Annotated in this window: 10 protein-coding genes and 2 pseudogenes; 11 read left to right on the forward strand and 1 reads right to left on the reverse strand. The window is 67.8% G+C overall.

What is annotated here, in order from left to right:
• Positions 1-13: 13 nt before the first annotated feature.
• The gene (locus ABDV78_RS11425; RefSeq protein WP_343527542.1) at positions 14-2,608 is read left to right on the forward strand and encodes a molybdopterin-dependent oxidoreductase; all 2,595 of its coding nucleotides are present in this window, start codon (positions 14-16) and stop codon (positions 2,606-2,608) included.
• Positions 2,595-3,320 (forward strand): annotated as a pseudogene (gene cobA / locus ABDV78_RS11430) (uroporphyrinogen-III C-methyltransferase); the annotation flags it as partial. The gene ABDV78_RS11425 and the pseudogene cobA, both read left to right, overlap by 14 nt.
• Positions 3,321-3,374: 54 nt before the next feature.
• On the opposite strand, the gene ABDV78_RS11435 reads toward cobA, so the two are convergent.
• Complete coding sequence (locus ABDV78_RS11435) at positions 3,375-5,792, reverse strand: ABC transporter permease (protein WP_343527544.1); 2,418 nt, start codon at positions 5,790-5,792, stop codon at positions 3,375-3,377.
• Positions 5,793-6,022: 230 nt separating this feature from the next.
• Here ABDV78_RS11435 and ABDV78_RS11440 point away from each other — a divergent pair, with 230 nt between their 5' ends.
• From ABDV78_RS11440 to ABDV78_RS11480, 9 genes and pseudogenes are all read left to right on the forward strand, one after another.
• Positions 6,023-7,231, forward strand: coding sequence for a response regulator (locus ABDV78_RS11440; RefSeq protein ID WP_343527546.1), 1,209 nt, complete (start codon positions 6,023-6,025; stop codon positions 7,229-7,231).
• A gap of 19 nt (positions 7,232-7,250) precedes the next feature.
• Complete coding sequence (locus tag ABDV78_RS11445) at positions 7,251-8,378, forward strand: HAMP domain-containing sensor histidine kinase (RefSeq protein WP_343527548.1); 1,128 nt, start codon at positions 7,251-7,253, stop codon at positions 8,376-8,378.
• A 161-nt stretch (positions 8,379-8,539) separates the two neighbouring features.
• The gene (locus ABDV78_RS11450; protein WP_343527549.1) at positions 8,540-10,225 is read left to right on the forward strand and encodes an ABC transporter ATP-binding protein; all 1,686 of its coding nucleotides are present in this window, start codon (positions 8,540-8,542) and stop codon (positions 10,223-10,225) included.
• Positions 10,209-11,282, forward strand: a complete 1,074-nt coding sequence (locus ABDV78_RS11455; RefSeq protein ID WP_343527550.1) for an HlyD family efflux transporter periplasmic adaptor subunit — start codon at positions 10,209-10,211, stop codon at positions 11,280-11,282. Before ABDV78_RS11450 ends, ABDV78_RS11455 begins: the two co-directional genes overlap by 17 nt.
• Positions 11,279-12,733, forward strand: a complete 1,455-nt coding sequence (locus ABDV78_RS11460) for a TolC family protein (protein WP_343527551.1) — start codon at positions 11,279-11,281, stop codon at positions 12,731-12,733. Before ABDV78_RS11455 ends, ABDV78_RS11460 begins: the two co-directional genes overlap by 4 nt.
• Positions 12,734-12,996: 263 nt before the next feature.
• On the forward strand, positions 12,997-14,112 hold the full coding sequence (locus ABDV78_RS11465; RefSeq protein WP_343527552.1) for a metallophosphoesterase: 1,116 nt from the start codon (positions 12,997-12,999) through the stop codon (positions 14,110-14,112).
• 181 nt (positions 14,113-14,293) lie between these two features.
• Positions 14,294-15,691, forward strand: coding sequence for an ethanolamine ammonia-lyase subunit EutB (locus ABDV78_RS11470; RefSeq protein ID WP_343527553.1), 1,398 nt, complete (start codon positions 14,294-14,296; stop codon positions 15,689-15,691).
• Entirely contained in the window at positions 15,688-16,551 is an 864-nt protein-coding gene (eutC, locus tag ABDV78_RS11475; protein WP_343527554.1) for an ethanolamine ammonia-lyase subunit EutC, read from the forward strand. The genes ABDV78_RS11470 and eutC overlap by 4 nt, the downstream gene beginning before the upstream one ends.
• Positions 16,548-16,805: pseudogene (locus tag ABDV78_RS11480) on the forward strand (ethanolamine permease); the annotation flags it as partial. The gene eutC and the pseudogene ABDV78_RS11480, both read left to right, overlap by 4 nt.
• Positions 16,806-16,958 lie beyond the last annotated feature (153 nt).

Raw genomic sequence — 16,958 nt, forward strand, 5'->3', positions numbered from 1 at the left:
GGGGAGAGGGCTTATGATCCGCACCACCTGCGCCTATTGCGGTGTCGGCTGCGGCATCCGCGCGACCGTCACCGGCGAGCGCGCGGTCCGTATCGAGGGCGATCCCGACCACCCCGCCAATCGCGGCAGGCTGTGTTCGAAGGGCACGCATCTGGGCGAGACGGTCGGCCTGGAGGGACGCCTGCTCCACCCCATGATCGGCAAGCGCCGCGCGTCGTGGGACAAGGCGCTCGACCTCGTCGCCAAGCGCTTCCGCGACACCATCGCCCAATATGGCCCCGACAGCGTCGCCTTCTACGTCTCCGGCCAGTTGCTGACCGAGGATTATTATGTCGCCAACAAGCTGATGAAGGGGTTCATCGGCTCGGCCAATATCGACACCAATTCGCGCCTCTGCATGTCGAGCGCGGTCGCTGGCCACAATCGCGCATTCGGCGAGGATATCGTCCCCGCCACCTATGAAGACATCGACGCCGCCGACCTGATCGTGCTGGTCGGCAGCAACACCGCCTGGTGCCACCCGATCGTCTATCAGCGCATCCGGGCGCGATGCGATGCGGGCGCCAAGCTGGTCGTCATCGACCCGCGCCGCACCGAGACGGCGGAACAGGCCGACCTCCACCTCGCCATCCGACCGGGCAGCGACGTGGCGCTGATGAACGGGGCGCTGGCCTGGGCGCGCGCGGCAGGCGTGGTGGACGACGACTTCCTCGCCGCATCGATCTCGGTGCCGGAGGATTTCTGGACAGCACTGGAGGACGGCAACGACCTCTGGTCGGTCGCCAAGACGTGCGACATCGCCCCCGCCGATCTTCGCCAGTTCTATGAGCTATTCGCCGCAACACCACGTACTGTCACGCTATTCAGCCAGGGTATCAACCAGTCGACCACCGGCACCGATCAGGTCAATGCGATCCTCAACCTGCACCTCGCGACGGGACGGATCGGCAAGCCGGGTGCGGCCCCCTTCTCGATCACCGGCCAGCCCAATGCGATGGGAGGGCGCGAGGTCGGTGGCCTCGCCTCCACCCTGGCCGCGCATATGGACTTCGCGCCCGAAAACCGCGCCCGCGTGCAGCGCTTCTGGGCCTCCCCCAGCATCGCGCCCAAGCCGGGGCTGAAGGCGGTCGACCTGTTCCGCGAACTGGGCCAGGGCCGCATCAAGGCGCTGTGGATCATGGCGACCAACCCCGCCGTCTCGATGCCCGACGCGGGATCGGTGCGCGAGGCCCTGGCCGCCTGCCCCTTCGTGGTAGTCAGCGACGTGATCGCCGAAACCGACAGTTCGACCCACGCCCATGTCCGCCTGCCCGCCGCCGCATGGGGCGAGAAGGACGGCACCGTCACCAACAGCGACCGCACGATCAGCCGCCAGCGCGCGCTCTTCCCGCTGCCCGGTGAGGCGAAACCCGACTGGTGGATCGTCAAGGAGGTCGGTCGCCGCATGGGCTGGAAGACCGCCTTCGCCTATGATCGCGCGGCCGAGATCTGGCGCGAGCATTGCCGCCTATCCTATTATGAAAACGACGGTTCGCGTATTTTCACGCTGCCCGGCCAGTCGAGCAGCGGCAATGCCGATTATGACGCGATGCAGCCGTTCCGCTGGGGCGGCGCGCCCTTCGCGGATGGCCGTTTCCCGACGCCGGATGGCCGAGCGCGGCTGGTGACGGTCGTGCAGAAGACGCTTCCCGCGCCCTTGCGTGACTGGCCGATGACGCTGAACACCGGCCGCTATCGCGACCACTGGCATACGATGACCCGTACCGGCCTGGCCCCGAAGCTGGCGCGCCACCGCGAGGAACCGCTGGTCGAGGTGCACCCCGAAGACGCAAGTCGCCTCGGCCTGACCGATGGCGGGTTGGCACGGGTCGATACGCCGCAGGGATCGAGCCTCTACCGCGTTTCGGTCAGCACCGGCCAGCGGCCGGGCGAGTTGTTCGTCCCCATCCACTGGACCGACCGGACCGCGACCGGCGGGCGCACCGGCCTGCTCCCACGCCCGCTGACCGATCCCCATTCGGGCCAGCCCGGCTTCAAGCGCACCCCGGCCAGCATCGCCGCCGTCGCGACCCGCTGGCGCGGCTTTGTCATCCTGTCGGGTGACGCGAGCCCTGCACCCGATTGCCTCTGGGCTACGCGGGTCGCCATTCCCGGCGGCTGGCTGTGGGAAGTGGCGGGCGATGGCGATCCGGCGGCACTGGAGGCGATGTTGCCCAAGGGTCAGCGGATCGAGGCCAGCGATCCCGCGCGGGGATCGCGCCGTGTCGCGGTCATCGCGGACGATCGGCTCGCGGCCGTCCTGTTCGTGACCGAGCGCGGCGAACTGCCGGGCCGCGACTGGCTGATCGCGCAACTGAGCGCATCGGAGGTCGCCCCCACCGTCCTTGCCGGGCGTGCGCCGGGCGCGCAGGTGGAGCGCGGCGCGATCGTCTGCGCCTGTTTCGACATCGGCGTTCGGACCATCGTCGCGGCGATCCGCGACCAGCAACTCGCCGACGTCGCCGCGATCGGCGCGGCGATCGGCGCGGGCACGAACTGCGGATCGTGCCGCCCTGCCCTTGCCCGCCTGATCGCCGAGACCCAGGAGCCTGCCCATGCCCATGGATGATTTCCCCGCTGGATCGGTCTGGCTGGTCGGTGCGGGTCCGGGCGACCCCGAACTGCTGACCCGCAAGGCCGAGCGACTGATCGCCACCGCCGATATCGTCTTCTACGACGCCCTGGTCGGCCCCGAGGTGCTCGCGCTCGTCCCCGCCGCCACCGAGAGGCTGAGCGTCGGCAAACGCTCGGGCCGTCACTCCAAGGACCAGGGCACGATCGACAGCCTGATCGTGGAGGCGGCGCTGTCCGGGCGGCGCGTGGTCCGCCTGAAGGGCGGCGACCCGTCGATCTTCGGCCGTTCGACCGAGGAGATCGACGCCTGCCGCGCCGCCGGGATCGCCGTCCGCATCTGCCCCGGCATCACCGCGGCGAGCGCGGCGGCAGCTTCGGGAACGATCTCGCTGACCCTGCGCGGCCTGTCGCGCCGGTTGACGCTGGTCACCGCGCACTGGCGCGAGGGCGAGACGCTCGCACTCGACTGGCCGGCGCTCGCGACGCCGGAGGGAACGCTGGCGGTCTATATGGGCCGCGCCGCCGCCCCCGTCATCGCCCGTGAACTGATGGCGGCGGGCATGCCGCCGCAAACGCCGGTGATGATCGCGGTCAACGTCTCGCTTCCCAACGAGCGACTGATCACCGGCCGCCTCGACGCGCTGGGCTTCCTGACCCGTACCATCGGTGACAGGGACCCTGCCCTGCTGCTGATCGGCGAAGCGGTGGGGAGCTCGGCGAGGGACGGCCGACACTGTATCGAAGCCCGCCGAAGCGCTCGCCTAATCATGGCGCAGCGCCCAGGCGGGGGCGGCACGACTGGCGCGCAGGGCCTGACCCAGCACGGTCAGCACGGCGATCAGCACCGCGAGCAGCCCCGCGCCCGCGAAATAGAGCGGCGACAGGGTGACGCGATCCTCAAACCCCGCCAGCCAGGTCCGCATGGCGACGAATGCCAGCGGCCAGGCGATCAGGTTCGCGATCAGCACCGGCCGCAGGAACTGGCCGACCAGCAGCTTGACGATATCAGTCGATGACGCGCCCAGCGTCTTGCGGATGCCGATCTCCTTCACCCGCCGCGCGGTGTTGAACGAGGCCAGACCCCATAGGCCGATGCAGCCGATCACCACGGCCAGTCCCGCGCCGATCGCGAACAACCGCGTGGCGCGGTCATCGTCTTCGTAAAAGCCCTGGAGCAGTTGCACGCCGACATCGCCCTTGAAAGGCGCTTCGGGGGCGACCCGCTGCCACGCCGCGCGCACGCCGGCCATCACCTGGCGCGGATCGCCGGTGAAGCGGATCGTCACCGACGGATAGGGCACGATGCCCCGCGTGTAGAAATAGAGGGTCGGCTCGGCCGGTGAGCGGGGCGAGAAGAAGCGCAGTTGGTCGATCACGCCGATGATGGTCATCGGCCGCTCCACCCCGACGATCCTGCCGATCGCCTGTTCCGGTGATCCGAAGCCCAGCGCCGTCACCGCCTTTCGGTTGATGACGATGTTGCGGGCATCGCCCGGCAGTTGCGCGGTCGTGTCATCCGCCCGGTGCGCGTCGTCGAACAGGCGGCCCGCCAGCAGCCGGGGCTCATAGAGGCGGAAGAAGTCGGTGCCGACATTGATGAACCGCACCGAAGGGCCCGCGCCGGGCCGCCCCGGGACGGGGATGTTGTATGCATTGTTGTTCCCCTGCCCGCCCACCGCGGTGTCGGCCGTGGCGGCCATCGCGACGCCTGGCACGGCCTTGAAGGCGGCCATCAGCGCCGGCCGCCTGGGCTGGTCGACATAGCCCAGCCAGGGCACGACCATCAGGCCATCGCGCCGGAATCCGAGATCGGCGGTCCGAACATGATGCGTCTGCGCCACCAGCACCGACGTTCCGATCAGAAAGGCGATGACGAGCGAGAACTGGAGCACGACCAGCGCCTCGCGCGCCCGCGCACCCGCCCGGCCGCCACCCGGTGCACGTGCCGACGCCAGCACCGAGGCCGCCGGGAAGCCCGACAGCAGGACCGCCGGATAAAAGCCTGCGGCCGTACCGACGACCACCGACACCACCACCAGCACGGGGATGACGAGCGCATAGGGCATGGTCAGCGACAACCCGCCCGCGGCATTGATCAACGGCAATCCGATCTCCGCCAGGATCAGCCCCAGCAGCGCCGCCAGCGCGACCGCCAGGATCGCCTCGCCCAGGAACTGGCGGATCAGCGCGCTCCGGCTGGCGCCGAGCACCTTGCGCATCGCGACCTCGCGCGCGCGAAGCCCCGCCCGTGCGCTCGCCAGGTTGACGTAGTTCACGATGGCGATCAGCAGGGTCAGCGCCCCGACCAGCCCGAGCGTCACGACGGTCGTCTTGCGGCCCGCGCTCTCCCCACCGACGGGCTCCAGATGCGCACGGTCGATCGGCAACAGCGGCAGCCCCATCTTCTGGGCGGCGTCGCTGCCCAGATCGCGCGCGCCGTGTCGCTGGATAAAGCTGGGCATCCGGCCCTCGAAAGCCTGGGCCGCTCCCTTGTCGGGAAATCGCAGATAGGTGACGAGCGAACTGCTGCCCCAATTGCGCCACCACGGTTCTGGATGGTTGGTCGACAGGCGGGTCAGGATGGAAAACTGGAAATCGGTGGTCTCGGGCAAATCCTCGAACACGCCGGTCACGCGCCGGGTCGACTTCTCGTCGAGGACCAGAGTCAGGGTCTGGCCGATCGGATCGCTATCGCCGAAATAGCGGCGCGCCGCCGAACGGCTGATGACCACGCTCGTCGGATCGGACAGCGCGGTCGCCTTGTCCCCTGCCGTCATCGGCAGGTCGAAGACCTTGAAGAAATCGGAATCGACCTGAGCGATATCGTCGAAGGTCGCGATGCCGCCGCGAATGACGCTGCCGCCATTCCTGCCGCCCATGAACCGTGTGCCGACCAGACCGGGAAAGTCCTGCCGCATCTCGTCGAGCAGGCCGCCCATCGTCTGGGACCAGCGACCGACATAGGGACCGTCGCTGCGTTTCCAGTGCGTCTGGACCAGATAGACCTGATCATAATGCGGCAGCCATTGTTCGAAGCTCGTCTCGAACCGGACATAGAGCGACAGGACGAAGAACACCGCGATGCCGACCGCCAACCCGCCGATGTTGAGTGCGGCATGCAGCTTGTGACGGGTCAGCGAGCGATAGAGCGTGGTCAGGGCGAAGCTGTTCATCATCATGCCCTCTTTTCGCAATCCGGGCCCCAGCCCGACGAGGCTCTGGCTGGCCCGCTCGACGCAGGACAGGGCTCGGTACTTGCACGGTTCGGCTGTTCGGTCATCATGGTCATAGTGTCACTGTCCAGCGCCGGAAACGCCAACACGCTATGAACAAAGACTTATCTCTGCCGATGCCAGCGGAGGGCGGAGCGGGATGGAACAGTGTGTCCATCCCCGAACAGTCGCAGGACGTGTCAAGCACCTGGGATATCCTGTTGATCGAGGACGATCCGGCAGTGGCGCGGACGACGGAAATCCTGTTCCGGCTGGCCGGACACCGGCTCGACATCGCCACCGATCCGGGGACGGCCTATTCCCTGCTGGCCCGGCGGCATTACGACGCGATCCTGCTCGACATGAACTTCACCCCTGGTCGGTCGAACGGGGAAGAGGGGTTGGCCTGTATCGCGCGCATCATGGCGGACCATCCCGCGACCCCGGTGATCGTCATCACCGCGCATAGCGGCATCCGCATCGCCGTCACCGCGATGCAGGCGGGCGCGCGCGACTTCGTGATGAAGCCTTGGCGCAAGGACGATCTGCTCGCCAAATGCGCGGCCGTGATCGCACCACCGGGCGAGCGCCGCGCGTCGTCGCGCCGACCGAGTGGCGTCCCCATGCTGCTGGGCGACTCGCGCGCCATGGCGGAGGTCCGGGCGCTGATCCACCGGGTCGGCCCGACGGTCGCCAATATCTGCATCACCGGGCGTTCGGGATCGGGACGGAGCCTGGCGGCGGGGGCAGTCCATGCCGCATCGGGCAACACGGACATATCTCCGTCACGGATCGACCTGCGCGATAGCGAGCAATGGCGGTTGCTCGACGCGGCGCACGGAACCATCATGTTGCGCTATCCCGACCGGCTGGACACCATATCACAGGCCCGGCTGCTCGACCGATTGCTACCGGGTCTTCGCTGCATCAGCGTGGCGGAAAGCGTCGAGCCGCTGTCGCCCGCGCTGCGCCGCCGTCTCTGCACGCTGGAAATCGCCATGCCGCCCTTGGCTGCGCGGCGAGAGGATGCCGTCCCCCTCGCCCGCCACTTCGCCCAGATCGCGGGCGAGACCTATGGCCGCGCGTCGGTCCGGCTGACGCCGGCAGCCGAAGCGATCGTCACCGCGACCGACTGGCCGGACGAGGTGCGCGGGCTGGCCGCGGCGATCGAGCGGGCGGTCCTGTTGTCCGATGATGGAGTGATCGATGCGGCGGCGATCCGGCCCTATACCACCACGCCGCTCCCGAGCGGGTCCGATGCCCTCCCCTTCAGGCTCGATGATGCCGAACGCCTGATGATCGAGGCTGCGCTGAAGGAGCATCGCCACAACATCTCACGCGCCGCCGCAGCCCTGGGGATCAGCCGGGGCACGTTGTATCGGCGCATGGCGCAGCATGGCCTCTAGCCCGCGCCGTCACGCCGTCATGATCGGCCTGAGCCTGGCCGTGGCGGGTGGCGCGGCTGGGCTGGCCTCGTCATATGGGCTCTGGCTCGCGCTGGCCGGAGCGTTGCTGGCCATCGCGTGGCTCATCCTCAGCAACCTGGAGACGGCAGGACGTCCGATCGCCATGTCCGCCGCCCCGACGATCACCGCCGAACGGGAGGAAGCGATCCACCGGATGCTACTGGATGCGTCGCCCACGCCGCTGCTGTTGGTCGATGGCACGGTGGTTCGAGCGTTGAACCGTGCCGCGCGACGCCTGTTCGCCACCGACGACCGGGTGTTGCCCGCCCCTACCACGCTCCTCGACCACGACGCCACGCATCTTCGCCATGCCGGGCGAAGCTGGCGCGCGGATCGCGTCGATGTCGGCGCACGGGTCGTCATCGCGCTGATCGACGTCGAAGGCGAGGAGCGGACGGCGGAAGCGCGAGCCAGCGCGGAGATGATCCAGGTGCTCGGGCACGAGATGCTGAACGGCCTCGTCCCCATAGTCTCACTTGCCGAATGCGGCCTCGCCGCCGCCGAGGCGAAGGATGGCGACCCCGAGTTGCTCGCGGAAATCCTGACGACGCTGGCCCGCCGTGCCGAGGGGTTGCAGCGTTTCACCGAGGCCTATCGATCGCTCGCGCGCTTGCCGCCTCCGATGAAGCAGCCAGTCGACATGGGCGCGCTGATCGCCGATCTGGAGCGACTGTTCGCAGTCCGATGGCCCGAAGCGGTGCTGACCGTCGCGATACCCCGCGGACTGACGGGGATGATTGACCGCGACCAGCTCAATCAGGCGATCTGGGCGTTGCTGCAGAACGCGGTCGAAGCCGCCGGCGCCGCTGCCCTTGTCGACCTATCGGTAATGCGCCAAGAGGGCGCCCTGTCGATCGACATCACCGACAACGGACCAGGCGTGCCGCCCGAGCAGGCAAGCGTCATATTCCGCCCCTTCGCCACGACCAAGGCCAGCGGCACCGGCATCGGCCTCAGCCTCGCCCGCCAGATCGCGCAGGCGCATGGAGGAACGCTGAATCTGCTGGCCCTGACCCCCGCCACCTTTCGGCTGCGCTTGCCAGATGGAAGCCCGCACGCCTCTGGCCAACGCCTCCAGAGCTGCTGACGATTGCCCGAACACTGGAATTGCGATCGGGCACAGCAATGATATGTCGCCACGACAGCATCACATGGATCAATCTTCCTATCACATTTTATAAACGTCCAGCAAAGATCCAGCAAAAATCGGCCAGTATCGCCTCGCCCCAAGTCTAAAGGGGGACAATCTTGGCATCCGAGCGATTGGGATTTCGGGACGCGGTGGGCTGGCTGGTGCAGATCATCGGCCCGGATGCCGCCTATGTGCGGCTCGGCATCGTCTATACCATCGCGATCAGCCTGCTGGCACTGGCGACGCCCATCTCGGTGCAGTTGCTGATCAACAGCGTGGCGAACACGGCCATGCCCGCACCGCTATGGGCGTTGGCGGGCGTGCTGTTGATGCTGCTGCTCATGGTCGCGGGCCTCAGTGCGCTTCGCGTCTGGATCATGGCCGGGTTCGAGCGACGCCTGTTCTCGCGCGTCGTGGCAGAGGTCACGCTGCGCGCGGTGCACGCGCAGGACCCGTTCTTCGCAGACGGCAATCGCGGCGATCTGTTCAATCGCTATTTCGATCTGGTGGTCGTTCAGAAGTCGGTGCCCAGCCTGGTCATCGGCGCCTTCACGATCGTCCTGCAGGCGGTGATCGGCCTGACCATCACCAGCTTCTATCACCCGGTCTTCCTGGCCTTCAACGTCGTCCTGGTCGCCGCGGTGTTGTTCGTGTGGCTGTTATGGCGGCGCGGTGCGATAAGCGGCGCCGTGGCGCTGAGCCACGCCAAGCACAATGCCGCCCGCTGGCTGGAAAGCGTCGGCGGGTCGAACGGCTTCTACAAGTCCCTGCGCCATCTCGACTTCGCCATGACCCGGTCGGAGGCGATGACGGCCAGCTATGTCGATACCCATCGGCGCTATTTCCGCTACCAGTTCGCGCAGACGGTCGCGTTCCTGCTGATCTACGCCTTTGCCAGCGCCGGACTGCTGCTGCTGGGCGGCATGCTGATCCTGCGGGGGCAATTGTCGCTGGGGCAGCTTGTCGCGGCCGAGCTGATCCTGTCGGGGGTCTTCTACGGCATCTCGCAATTCGGCTGGTATCTCGACACCTTCTACGATCTGGTCGCCAGTTCCGAGGAGCTGTCGCTGCTGTTCGCCATTCCGCAGGAGCCGAAGGTTCGCGGGGAGAAAGGCCCCGGCGACGGATCGGTCAAGCTCACCGACGTCGTGTTCGACGATGCCCGCTATACGCTGGCCCTCGCCGCCGGAGAGCAGCTCGTCACCGTCGCCGAACCGGGTGCCGAGCGTCGCCTGGCCATGTTGCTGAAGCGGCACGCCTTGCCGAGCCGCGGTCTGGTACGGATCGGCGGGGCCGATCTGGGCTCGTTCGACATGTATCATCTCCGCTCGGATGTCACCGTGCTGGACCGCTCGACGATCGTCGAGGTCACGATCCGCGAATATCTCCGCCTGGCATCCGGGGAGCTTGCCGAGGACGCGATGGAGGCACTGGCGATCGTCGGGCTGGAACGCCGACTGGCGAGCCTGCCGCAGGGGCTGGATACCCTGCTGGGCTCGACCGGCCATCCGCTCAGTGTCGGTGAGACCATGGCGCTCAAGCTCGCCAATGCGCTGCTGGTCCGGCCCAAGCTCCTGCTCCTGGGGCAGCTATACGACCTGTTGCCACCCGAACGGTTGCTGGCGGCCCTGCGCCGTCTCAAGGTCTACGGCACCACCGTCCTTCTGTGCACCGGACGCCCGGAAGACCTGGAACTGGATGGATATCTCCATCTGGGCCTGACCGAGCAGCGCCGTTTCGAGCGCCTCGCCGACCTTCAGCGCGCGATCAGCCGGGAGGACACCGATGTCGCATCCGCCTGAACATCTCGCCCATTTCCGCACCCTCGCCTCGCTGCGCCCGCCACGGGTCATCGTCGCCATCGCCTGGATCCTGACTGCGGGTATCGCGGCGACCTTGGTCATCCTGTTCTGCGTGCCATGGCTGCAGACCGCGCAAGGGCGCGGACAGGTCGTCTCGCTGGATCCGCAGGACCGTGCGCAGGACGTGACGGCGCTGGTGCCGGGACGCGTCGAGCGCTGGTACGTCCAGGACGGCCAGCATGTGAACCGCGGCGACCCGATCGCGCGCATCGTCGATCTCGATCCCAACCTCCTGTCCCGCCTGGCCGCCGAGCGCGCGCAGGTCGAGGCCGAGATCGCATCCGTCCGCCAGTCCCAGGCCGTCGCCCAGCTCGACGTCAACCGCACCCGCCAGTTGTTCACCGAGGGCCTCGCCTCGCGGCGCGATTATGAACAGGCGCAGATCAAGGTTGCGGATTCGGGGGCCAAGCTCGCGGAGTCGCGCGCCAAGCTCAACCGGATCGAGGTCCAGCTCAACCGCCAGTCGGCGCAGCTGGTCCGCGCACCGCGTGACGGCCGCATCCAGAACCTCAATGGGGCGGCCGGCGGCGCGCTGGTATCCGCCGGTACCGCGCTCGCCGTGGTCGCGCCAGAGCAGGTCGAACGCGCGGTCGAGCTGATGATCGATGGCCGCGACGTGCCGCTGTTGCGCCCTGGTCGCCCGGTGCGGCTGGAGTTCGAGGGCTGGCCCGCCATCCAGTTCAGCGGCTGGCCATCGGTCGCCTATGGCTTCTTCGACGGTCGCGTCCGCACCATCGATCCGAACGCGAATGCCCAGGGCCTGTTTCGCATCCTGGTCGAGCCGACGCCCGGCAAGCCCGCCTGGCCGGAACGCCGCTTCGTCCGTCTGGGCGGCAAGGTACAAGGCTGGGTCCAGGGGGAGACCGTCACGGTCGGCTATGAACTCTGGCGCCAGCTCAACGACTTCCCGCTGGAATTCGGGCAGAGCGCGACCGACAAGAATGCGGACAAGGAGGATGACAAGAAGATCGCGGCCAAGGCGGGCAAGCCGAAATGATCCGGTCCTTTCTGCTCCTCTCGACGCTGATCGCCGCGCCCGTCGCGTTCACGCCCGCCGCGGCGCAGCGCATCCGGGCGAACCCGGCACCCGCAGCGACGCCCGATGCCGCGCCGCTGACCCTGGATGAGGTGCTGCGCGCGTCCGCCCGCGCCGCGCCGCAGATCGTCGAGGCGCTGGCCAAGGTCCGCGCCGCCGAGGGCCGCGCCCTGACCGCCAGCGGCGCCTTCGATACGGTGTTCGAGGCGGAAGGCCGGTCGCGCGCCTTGGGCTATTATGACGGAACCGTCGCCTCGGCGGGTGCGACCCGCCCGCTCGGCGACAATGGCGGCTATGTCTATGGCGGCTACCGCGTCAGCCGGGGCGACTTTCCGGTCTATGAAAATCAGAATTATACCAACCGTCTGGGCGAGGTGAAGGTCGGCGCGCTCTATGCGCTGTTGCGCGACCGATTGGTGGATGAGCGCCGCACGCGCCGCACGCTGGCCTCCGGCGATATCGACATCGCGCAATTCGAGCGGCAGGCGGTCGCGATCGGGGTGCAGCGGCGCGCGATCGACGCCTATCAGAACTGGGTCGCGGCGGGGTTGCGGCTGCGTGCCTATCGCGACCTTCTGGCCCTATCGGAAAGTCGGCGTGGCGGCCTTGCCCGTCAGGTGCAGCTCGGAGCGCGGCCAGACATATTGCTGGCCGAGAACGACCAGAATCTGGTCCGCCGCCGCGCCCTGGTCGTGCGGGCCGAAGGCGATTTTCAGGCGGCGGCCAATAGCCTCTCGCTCTATTTCCGCGACGCGGCGGGGGATCCCATGACGGTGGGACCGGAGCGGCTGCCCAGCGATACCGATGCGCTGGCGGGTGTCGCCGCCAGGGCCCGCGACGATTTCGCAAGGCGGCGTCCCGACCTGCAAATGCTGCTGGCGCGGATCGATCAGGGGGCGGCGCGTCTGGCACTGGCGGAGAATGAACTCCGCCCCCGGCTCGACCTGCGTGGCGAGGTCGGGAAGGATATCGGCCCCGTGGGCCTGGGCGGGCCGTCCCGCACGCCGCTCGAAGCCGCGGTCGGCTTCCGCTTCTCCGTGCCGCTTCAGAACCGCGCGGCGAAGGGACGTATCGTCGAGGCGCGCGCCGAAATCGATGCGCTGGGCGCGCGCAGCCGCTTCCTGCGGGATCAGATCACGGTCGAAGTGGAGGGCATCGCCATCGGCGTCGAGGCGGCCGAAAAGCTGGCGATGATCGCAGAGCAGGAGCGCCTGCTTGCCGAGCGGCTTGCCGCAGCCGAAAGGCGTCGGTTCGAGTTGGGATCCAGCGACTTCTTTCTGGTCAACCAACGCGAGGAGACGGCGAACGACGCCCGAGTACGCCTGATCGATGCCCAGGCCCGGATCGCGGCGGCCCGCGCCGAACTGGCGGCGGCCACCGCCGACCGCGCGGCATTGGGCCTGGAGTCCTGAGGACCGGAGAAAGGCACGTCACCTCCCCCCGCCACCCTTTCCGCCTTCCCACGCAAGCCCCGCATTCCTGATTTCGCAAGACCCCTCGGCTCCCGCGGCGGGCCGGTGGCATCGTCGTCACGCGAAGTCGAGGGTCGAGCGTATCTCGCCCCCGGTTGTCCGCCGGGTTCCTTTCGGCAATGGCGCGTGCCATTCGGTGGACATTTGCCGCCCGCGCCTCGTTCACAGGCGGTATCGCCCGCGAAAACCGGAGTCCGGCCATCTTGAACCTCTTCTTCGCCGTGCCCGCGCTGATCGTCGTGAGCCGCTGGCTATGGCCCTTGCCGCTGCCGCTCTGGCTCAAGATGCCGGTCGGGCTGCTGATGCTCGTCGCGTCGCAGTTTCACCTGTGGAGCCGCCTCTCGTCGGGTTCGGTCTTCGCGCCCGAATTCCCGCAGCCGGTCGTGATCCTCTTCAACTGGGCGTTCGGCGCGCTGCTGCTGCTCGCTGTCTTCCAGCTCGTCGTCGACCTGGGTGCGCTGCTGACGATGGCCGTTCGCCGCGAGATGATCCGGGAACCGGCCGCGCTTCGCTACGCGATCGCCGGGCTGGCGGCGCTGCTCGCCGGGATCGGCGTCGCCAACGCCCTGCGCGTCCCGCCGGTCAAGGACGTGACGGTGGCGATCCGTGACCTGCCACCGTCCTTCGACGGATACCGTATCGTTCAGCTCACGGACCTGCATATCAGCCGGCTCTTCACGCCCGAATGGGCGCAGGCGGTGGTCGATCGCACGAACGCGGCCGGTGCCGACCTGATCGTCGTGACCGGCGACTTCATCGACGGGTCGGTCGAGATGCGACGCAACGACGTGGCGCCTTTGCAGCATTTGCGCGCGCCGGACGGGGTCTATGCCATTCCGGGCAATCACGAGTATTTCTTCGATTACGGGGCATGGATGCGACACCTGTCGGGCATGGGTTTCCACATGCTGACCAACGCGCATGCGGTGATCGAACGCGGCGGTGACCGGCTGGTCGTCGCCGGGGTCACCGACCTGTCGGCGCCGAGCGTCGGCGAGGCCGGGCCCGATCTTCCCCTTGCACTGCGTGGCGCGCCTGCCGGCGCACCAATCATCCTTCTCGACCATCAGCCCCGCAAGGCGGGCGATGCCGCCGCGCGCGGCGTCGCGCTGCAATTGTCCGGGCACACCCATGGCGGCATGATCCGCGGGCTCGATGGCCTCGTCGCGCGCGGCAATGCCGGGTTCGTATCGGGACGGTACGCGGTCGGCAGCATGACGCTCTATGTCAGCAACGGCACCGGCCTGTGGCCGGGCTTCGCCCTCAGGCTTGGCGTACCGTCCGAGATCACGCGGTTCACGCTGCGACCGATGGAATAGGCGGCCTGCCGTGGCATCGATCCGCCGCAGCCATGATTGGTCGGTGGACTGGACCGGGATCACGTCGCATGATCCGGGAGCGGCGGGATGAAGGGCCACGCCCGCGACCTTCCTGGCAGCAGGTCAATGGCGGGCTCTCCACACCGGCGCGCCATGGGGCACGGCGATCAAGAGGTGGAATTTGGCATATGCGTCCCAGGTCGGCGGCCAGCGCTTCGTCTTTCGTGACCTGAAACAGGTCCTGTCCTGTGCGTCCCCGCTGCGTTCGGGCGATGAACTGGCCGGTCTGGCCGCGGAGAGCGCCGCCCAACGCATCGCGGCGCGGCATGTCCTGGCCGATCTGCCGCTCGGCCGCTTCCTCCACGAAGCGTTGGTGCCATATGAGGAGGATGAGGTGACGCGCCTCATCATCGATGGCCATGATCGATCGGCCTTCGCGCCCATCGCGCATCTGACCGTCGGAGGCTTCCGGGACTGGCTGCTGTCCGAACAGGCGGACGAAGCCGCGCTGGCCGCCATCGCCCCCGGCCTGACCCCGGAAATGGTCGCCGCGGTATCCAAGCTGATGCGCAATCAGGACCTGATCGCGGTGGCGCGCAAGATCCGGGTCGTCACGGCGTTCCGCACCACCATCGGGTTGCCGGGGCGGCTCTCGACGCGTTTGCAGCCCAACCATCCGACGGACGATCCCCGCGGTATCGCCGCCAGCGTGCTCGACGGCTTGCTGTTCGGGGTCGGCGACGCGACGATCGGCATCAACCCGGCGACCGACAACATACCCAATGCGATCGAGCTGATGAAGATGCTCGACGATCTGCGCCTGCGCTACGACATCCCGACACAGACCTGCGTCCTGACCCATGTCACCAACGCGATCGACATCATCGCGCGGGGCGCTCCTGTCGATCTCGTCTTTCAGTCCGTTGCGGGCAGCGAGGCGGCCAATCGCGGCTTCGGCATCGATCTGGCCGTCCTGCGCGAGGCGCATGATGCCGCGCGTTCGCTCCGGCGCGGGACCATCGGCGATCATGTGATGTATTTCGAAACCGGCCAGGGGGCCGCCTTGTCGGCGGATGCGCATCACGGCGTCGACCAGCAGACGATGGAGGTGCGCGCCTATGCGGTGGCCCGCGCATTCGATCCCCTGCTGGTCAATAGCGTCGTCGGCTTCATCGGCCCGGAATATCTGTACGACGGCAAGCAGATCGTCCGCGCCGGGCTGGAGGATCATTTCTGCGGCAAGCTGCTCGGCCTGCCGATGGGGTGTGACGTGTGCTACACCAACCATGCCGAGGCGGATCAGGATGATATGGACATTCTGATGACGGTGCTGACCAACGCGGGCTGCACCTTCCTCATCATGGTGCCCGGTGCCGACGACATCATGCTCAATTACCAGAGCCTGGCCTATCACGACCTTCTGTACCTCCGCTCGGTGCTGGGCGTGCGCGCGGCCCCGGAGTTCGAGGCATGGCTCGATCGCATGGACATGCTCGCACCGGATGGCACCGTCCGCGCCCTTCGCCCGGAGACGTCCCGGCTTCTGTCGCTGGCGGACGCGGGGACGATGCGTCCATGAGCGACGATCGCGACCTGACCGGGCGCCCGGAGCAGCCGGTCGATCCCATTCTCTCCGATCCCAGTCTCTCCGATCCCAACCCATCCGATCCCTGGGCGGTGCTCCGCCAGGCGACGAGGGCACGTGTCGGCCTCGGTCGCGCGGGCAACGCCATTCCGATGGACGAAGTCCTGCGGTTCCAGGCCGCACACGCCCTGGCGCGCGACGCGGTCCATGCCGGGCTCGACGTGACGATACTGGAGCAGGCATTGGCCCCCCTCGCCACCATCACGGTGTCCAGCATGGCGCCGGAACGGGCGACCTATCTGCGGCGGCCGGACATGGGCCGCCTGCTGACGCCGGGCGATGCGGATCGCCTCAAGGCGGTCGGCGGCCCTTTCGATATCGTGTTCGTCGTCGGCGACGGACTGTCCGCGACGGCGGTGCTGCACCATGCCGCTCCGGTCCTCCACGCCTGCCACCGGACCCTGCCAGACCTGTCGATCGCGCCGATCGTTATTGCGCGACAGGCCCGCGTCGCCATCGCCGACCCGATCGGCGCAGCGCTCGGCGCGCGGATCAGCGTCATCCTGATCGGCGAGCGGCCGGGCCTTACCGTATCGGACAGCCTGGGCCTGTACCTGACCCATGATCCGCGTCCCGGGCGGCGGGATTCCGAGCGCAACTGCATCTCCAACGTCCATGACCATGGCGGCCAGAGCTATGAGCAGGCGGCGCAAACGCTGACCTGGCTCGTGCGGGAGGCGCTGCGTCGGTCGCTGTCGGGCGTCGCGCTGAAGGAAGAACGGGGCACCACCGTCCTCGAAGCCCCGATGACCGTGTCGTCGATCGCGGGGCGACCATCACAAGGGGGCACATGACGCAGGGTTCGGAGCCGCATCTCAAGAAATCGCCCAACCCCTTCCACCTCTGGGGGATCGCGGTCGGCCTCGTCATTTCAGGCCAGTATTTCGGGTGGAGCTATGGCTGGGGGACGACGGGCACGCTGGGTTTCCTCGTCGTCACCGCGATCGTCGCGGCGATGTACATCGCCGTCATCTTCTCCTTCACCGAACCGATGACGGCCATTCCGCAGGCGGGCGGGCCGTTCGCCTATGCCCATCGCGCCTTCGGCTCCTATGGTGACGAGATCGCCATCCATCCCCGGGAAGAGGCAGGATGCAGCTCGCCACTCCCAACCAAAACCCGTTAAGCAAAGAAGGTAACTACGAATATTCTGCCCAGGCTCGACGCCCATTAGCACGGCATATACCTTGGCCAGTGCAAG

Origin of the sequence: Sphingomonas sp. (genome assembly GCF_039594485.1) — a bacterium.
Taxonomy (GTDB): Bacteria; Pseudomonadota; Alphaproteobacteria; order Sphingomonadales; family Sphingomonadaceae; genus Sphingomonas.

Excerpts from the sequence above, each read along its gene's own strand:
- ABDV78_RS11445 (WP_343527548.1), top strand. The coding sequence starts at position 7,251 with ATGATCGGCCTGAGCCTGGCCGTGGCGGGTGGCGCGGCTGGGCTGGCC.
- ABDV78_RS11425 (WP_343527542.1), top strand. The coding sequence starts at position 14 with ATGATCCGCACCACCTGCGCCTATTGCGGTGTCGGCTGCGGCATCCGC.
- ABDV78_RS11455 (WP_343527550.1), top strand. The coding sequence starts at position 10,209 with ATGTCGCATCCGCCTGAACATCTCGCCCATTTCCGCACCCTCGCCTCG.
- eutC (WP_343527554.1), top strand. The coding sequence starts at position 15,688 with ATGAGCGACGATCGCGACCTGACCGGGCGCCCGGAGCAGCCGGTCGAT.
- ABDV78_RS11460 (WP_343527551.1), top strand. The coding sequence starts at position 11,279 with ATGATCCGGTCCTTTCTGCTCCTCTCGACGCTGATCGCCGCGCCCGTC.
- ABDV78_RS11435 (WP_343527544.1), bottom strand. The coding sequence starts at position 5,792 with ATGATGATGAACAGCTTCGCCCTGACCACGCTCTATCGCTCGCTGACC.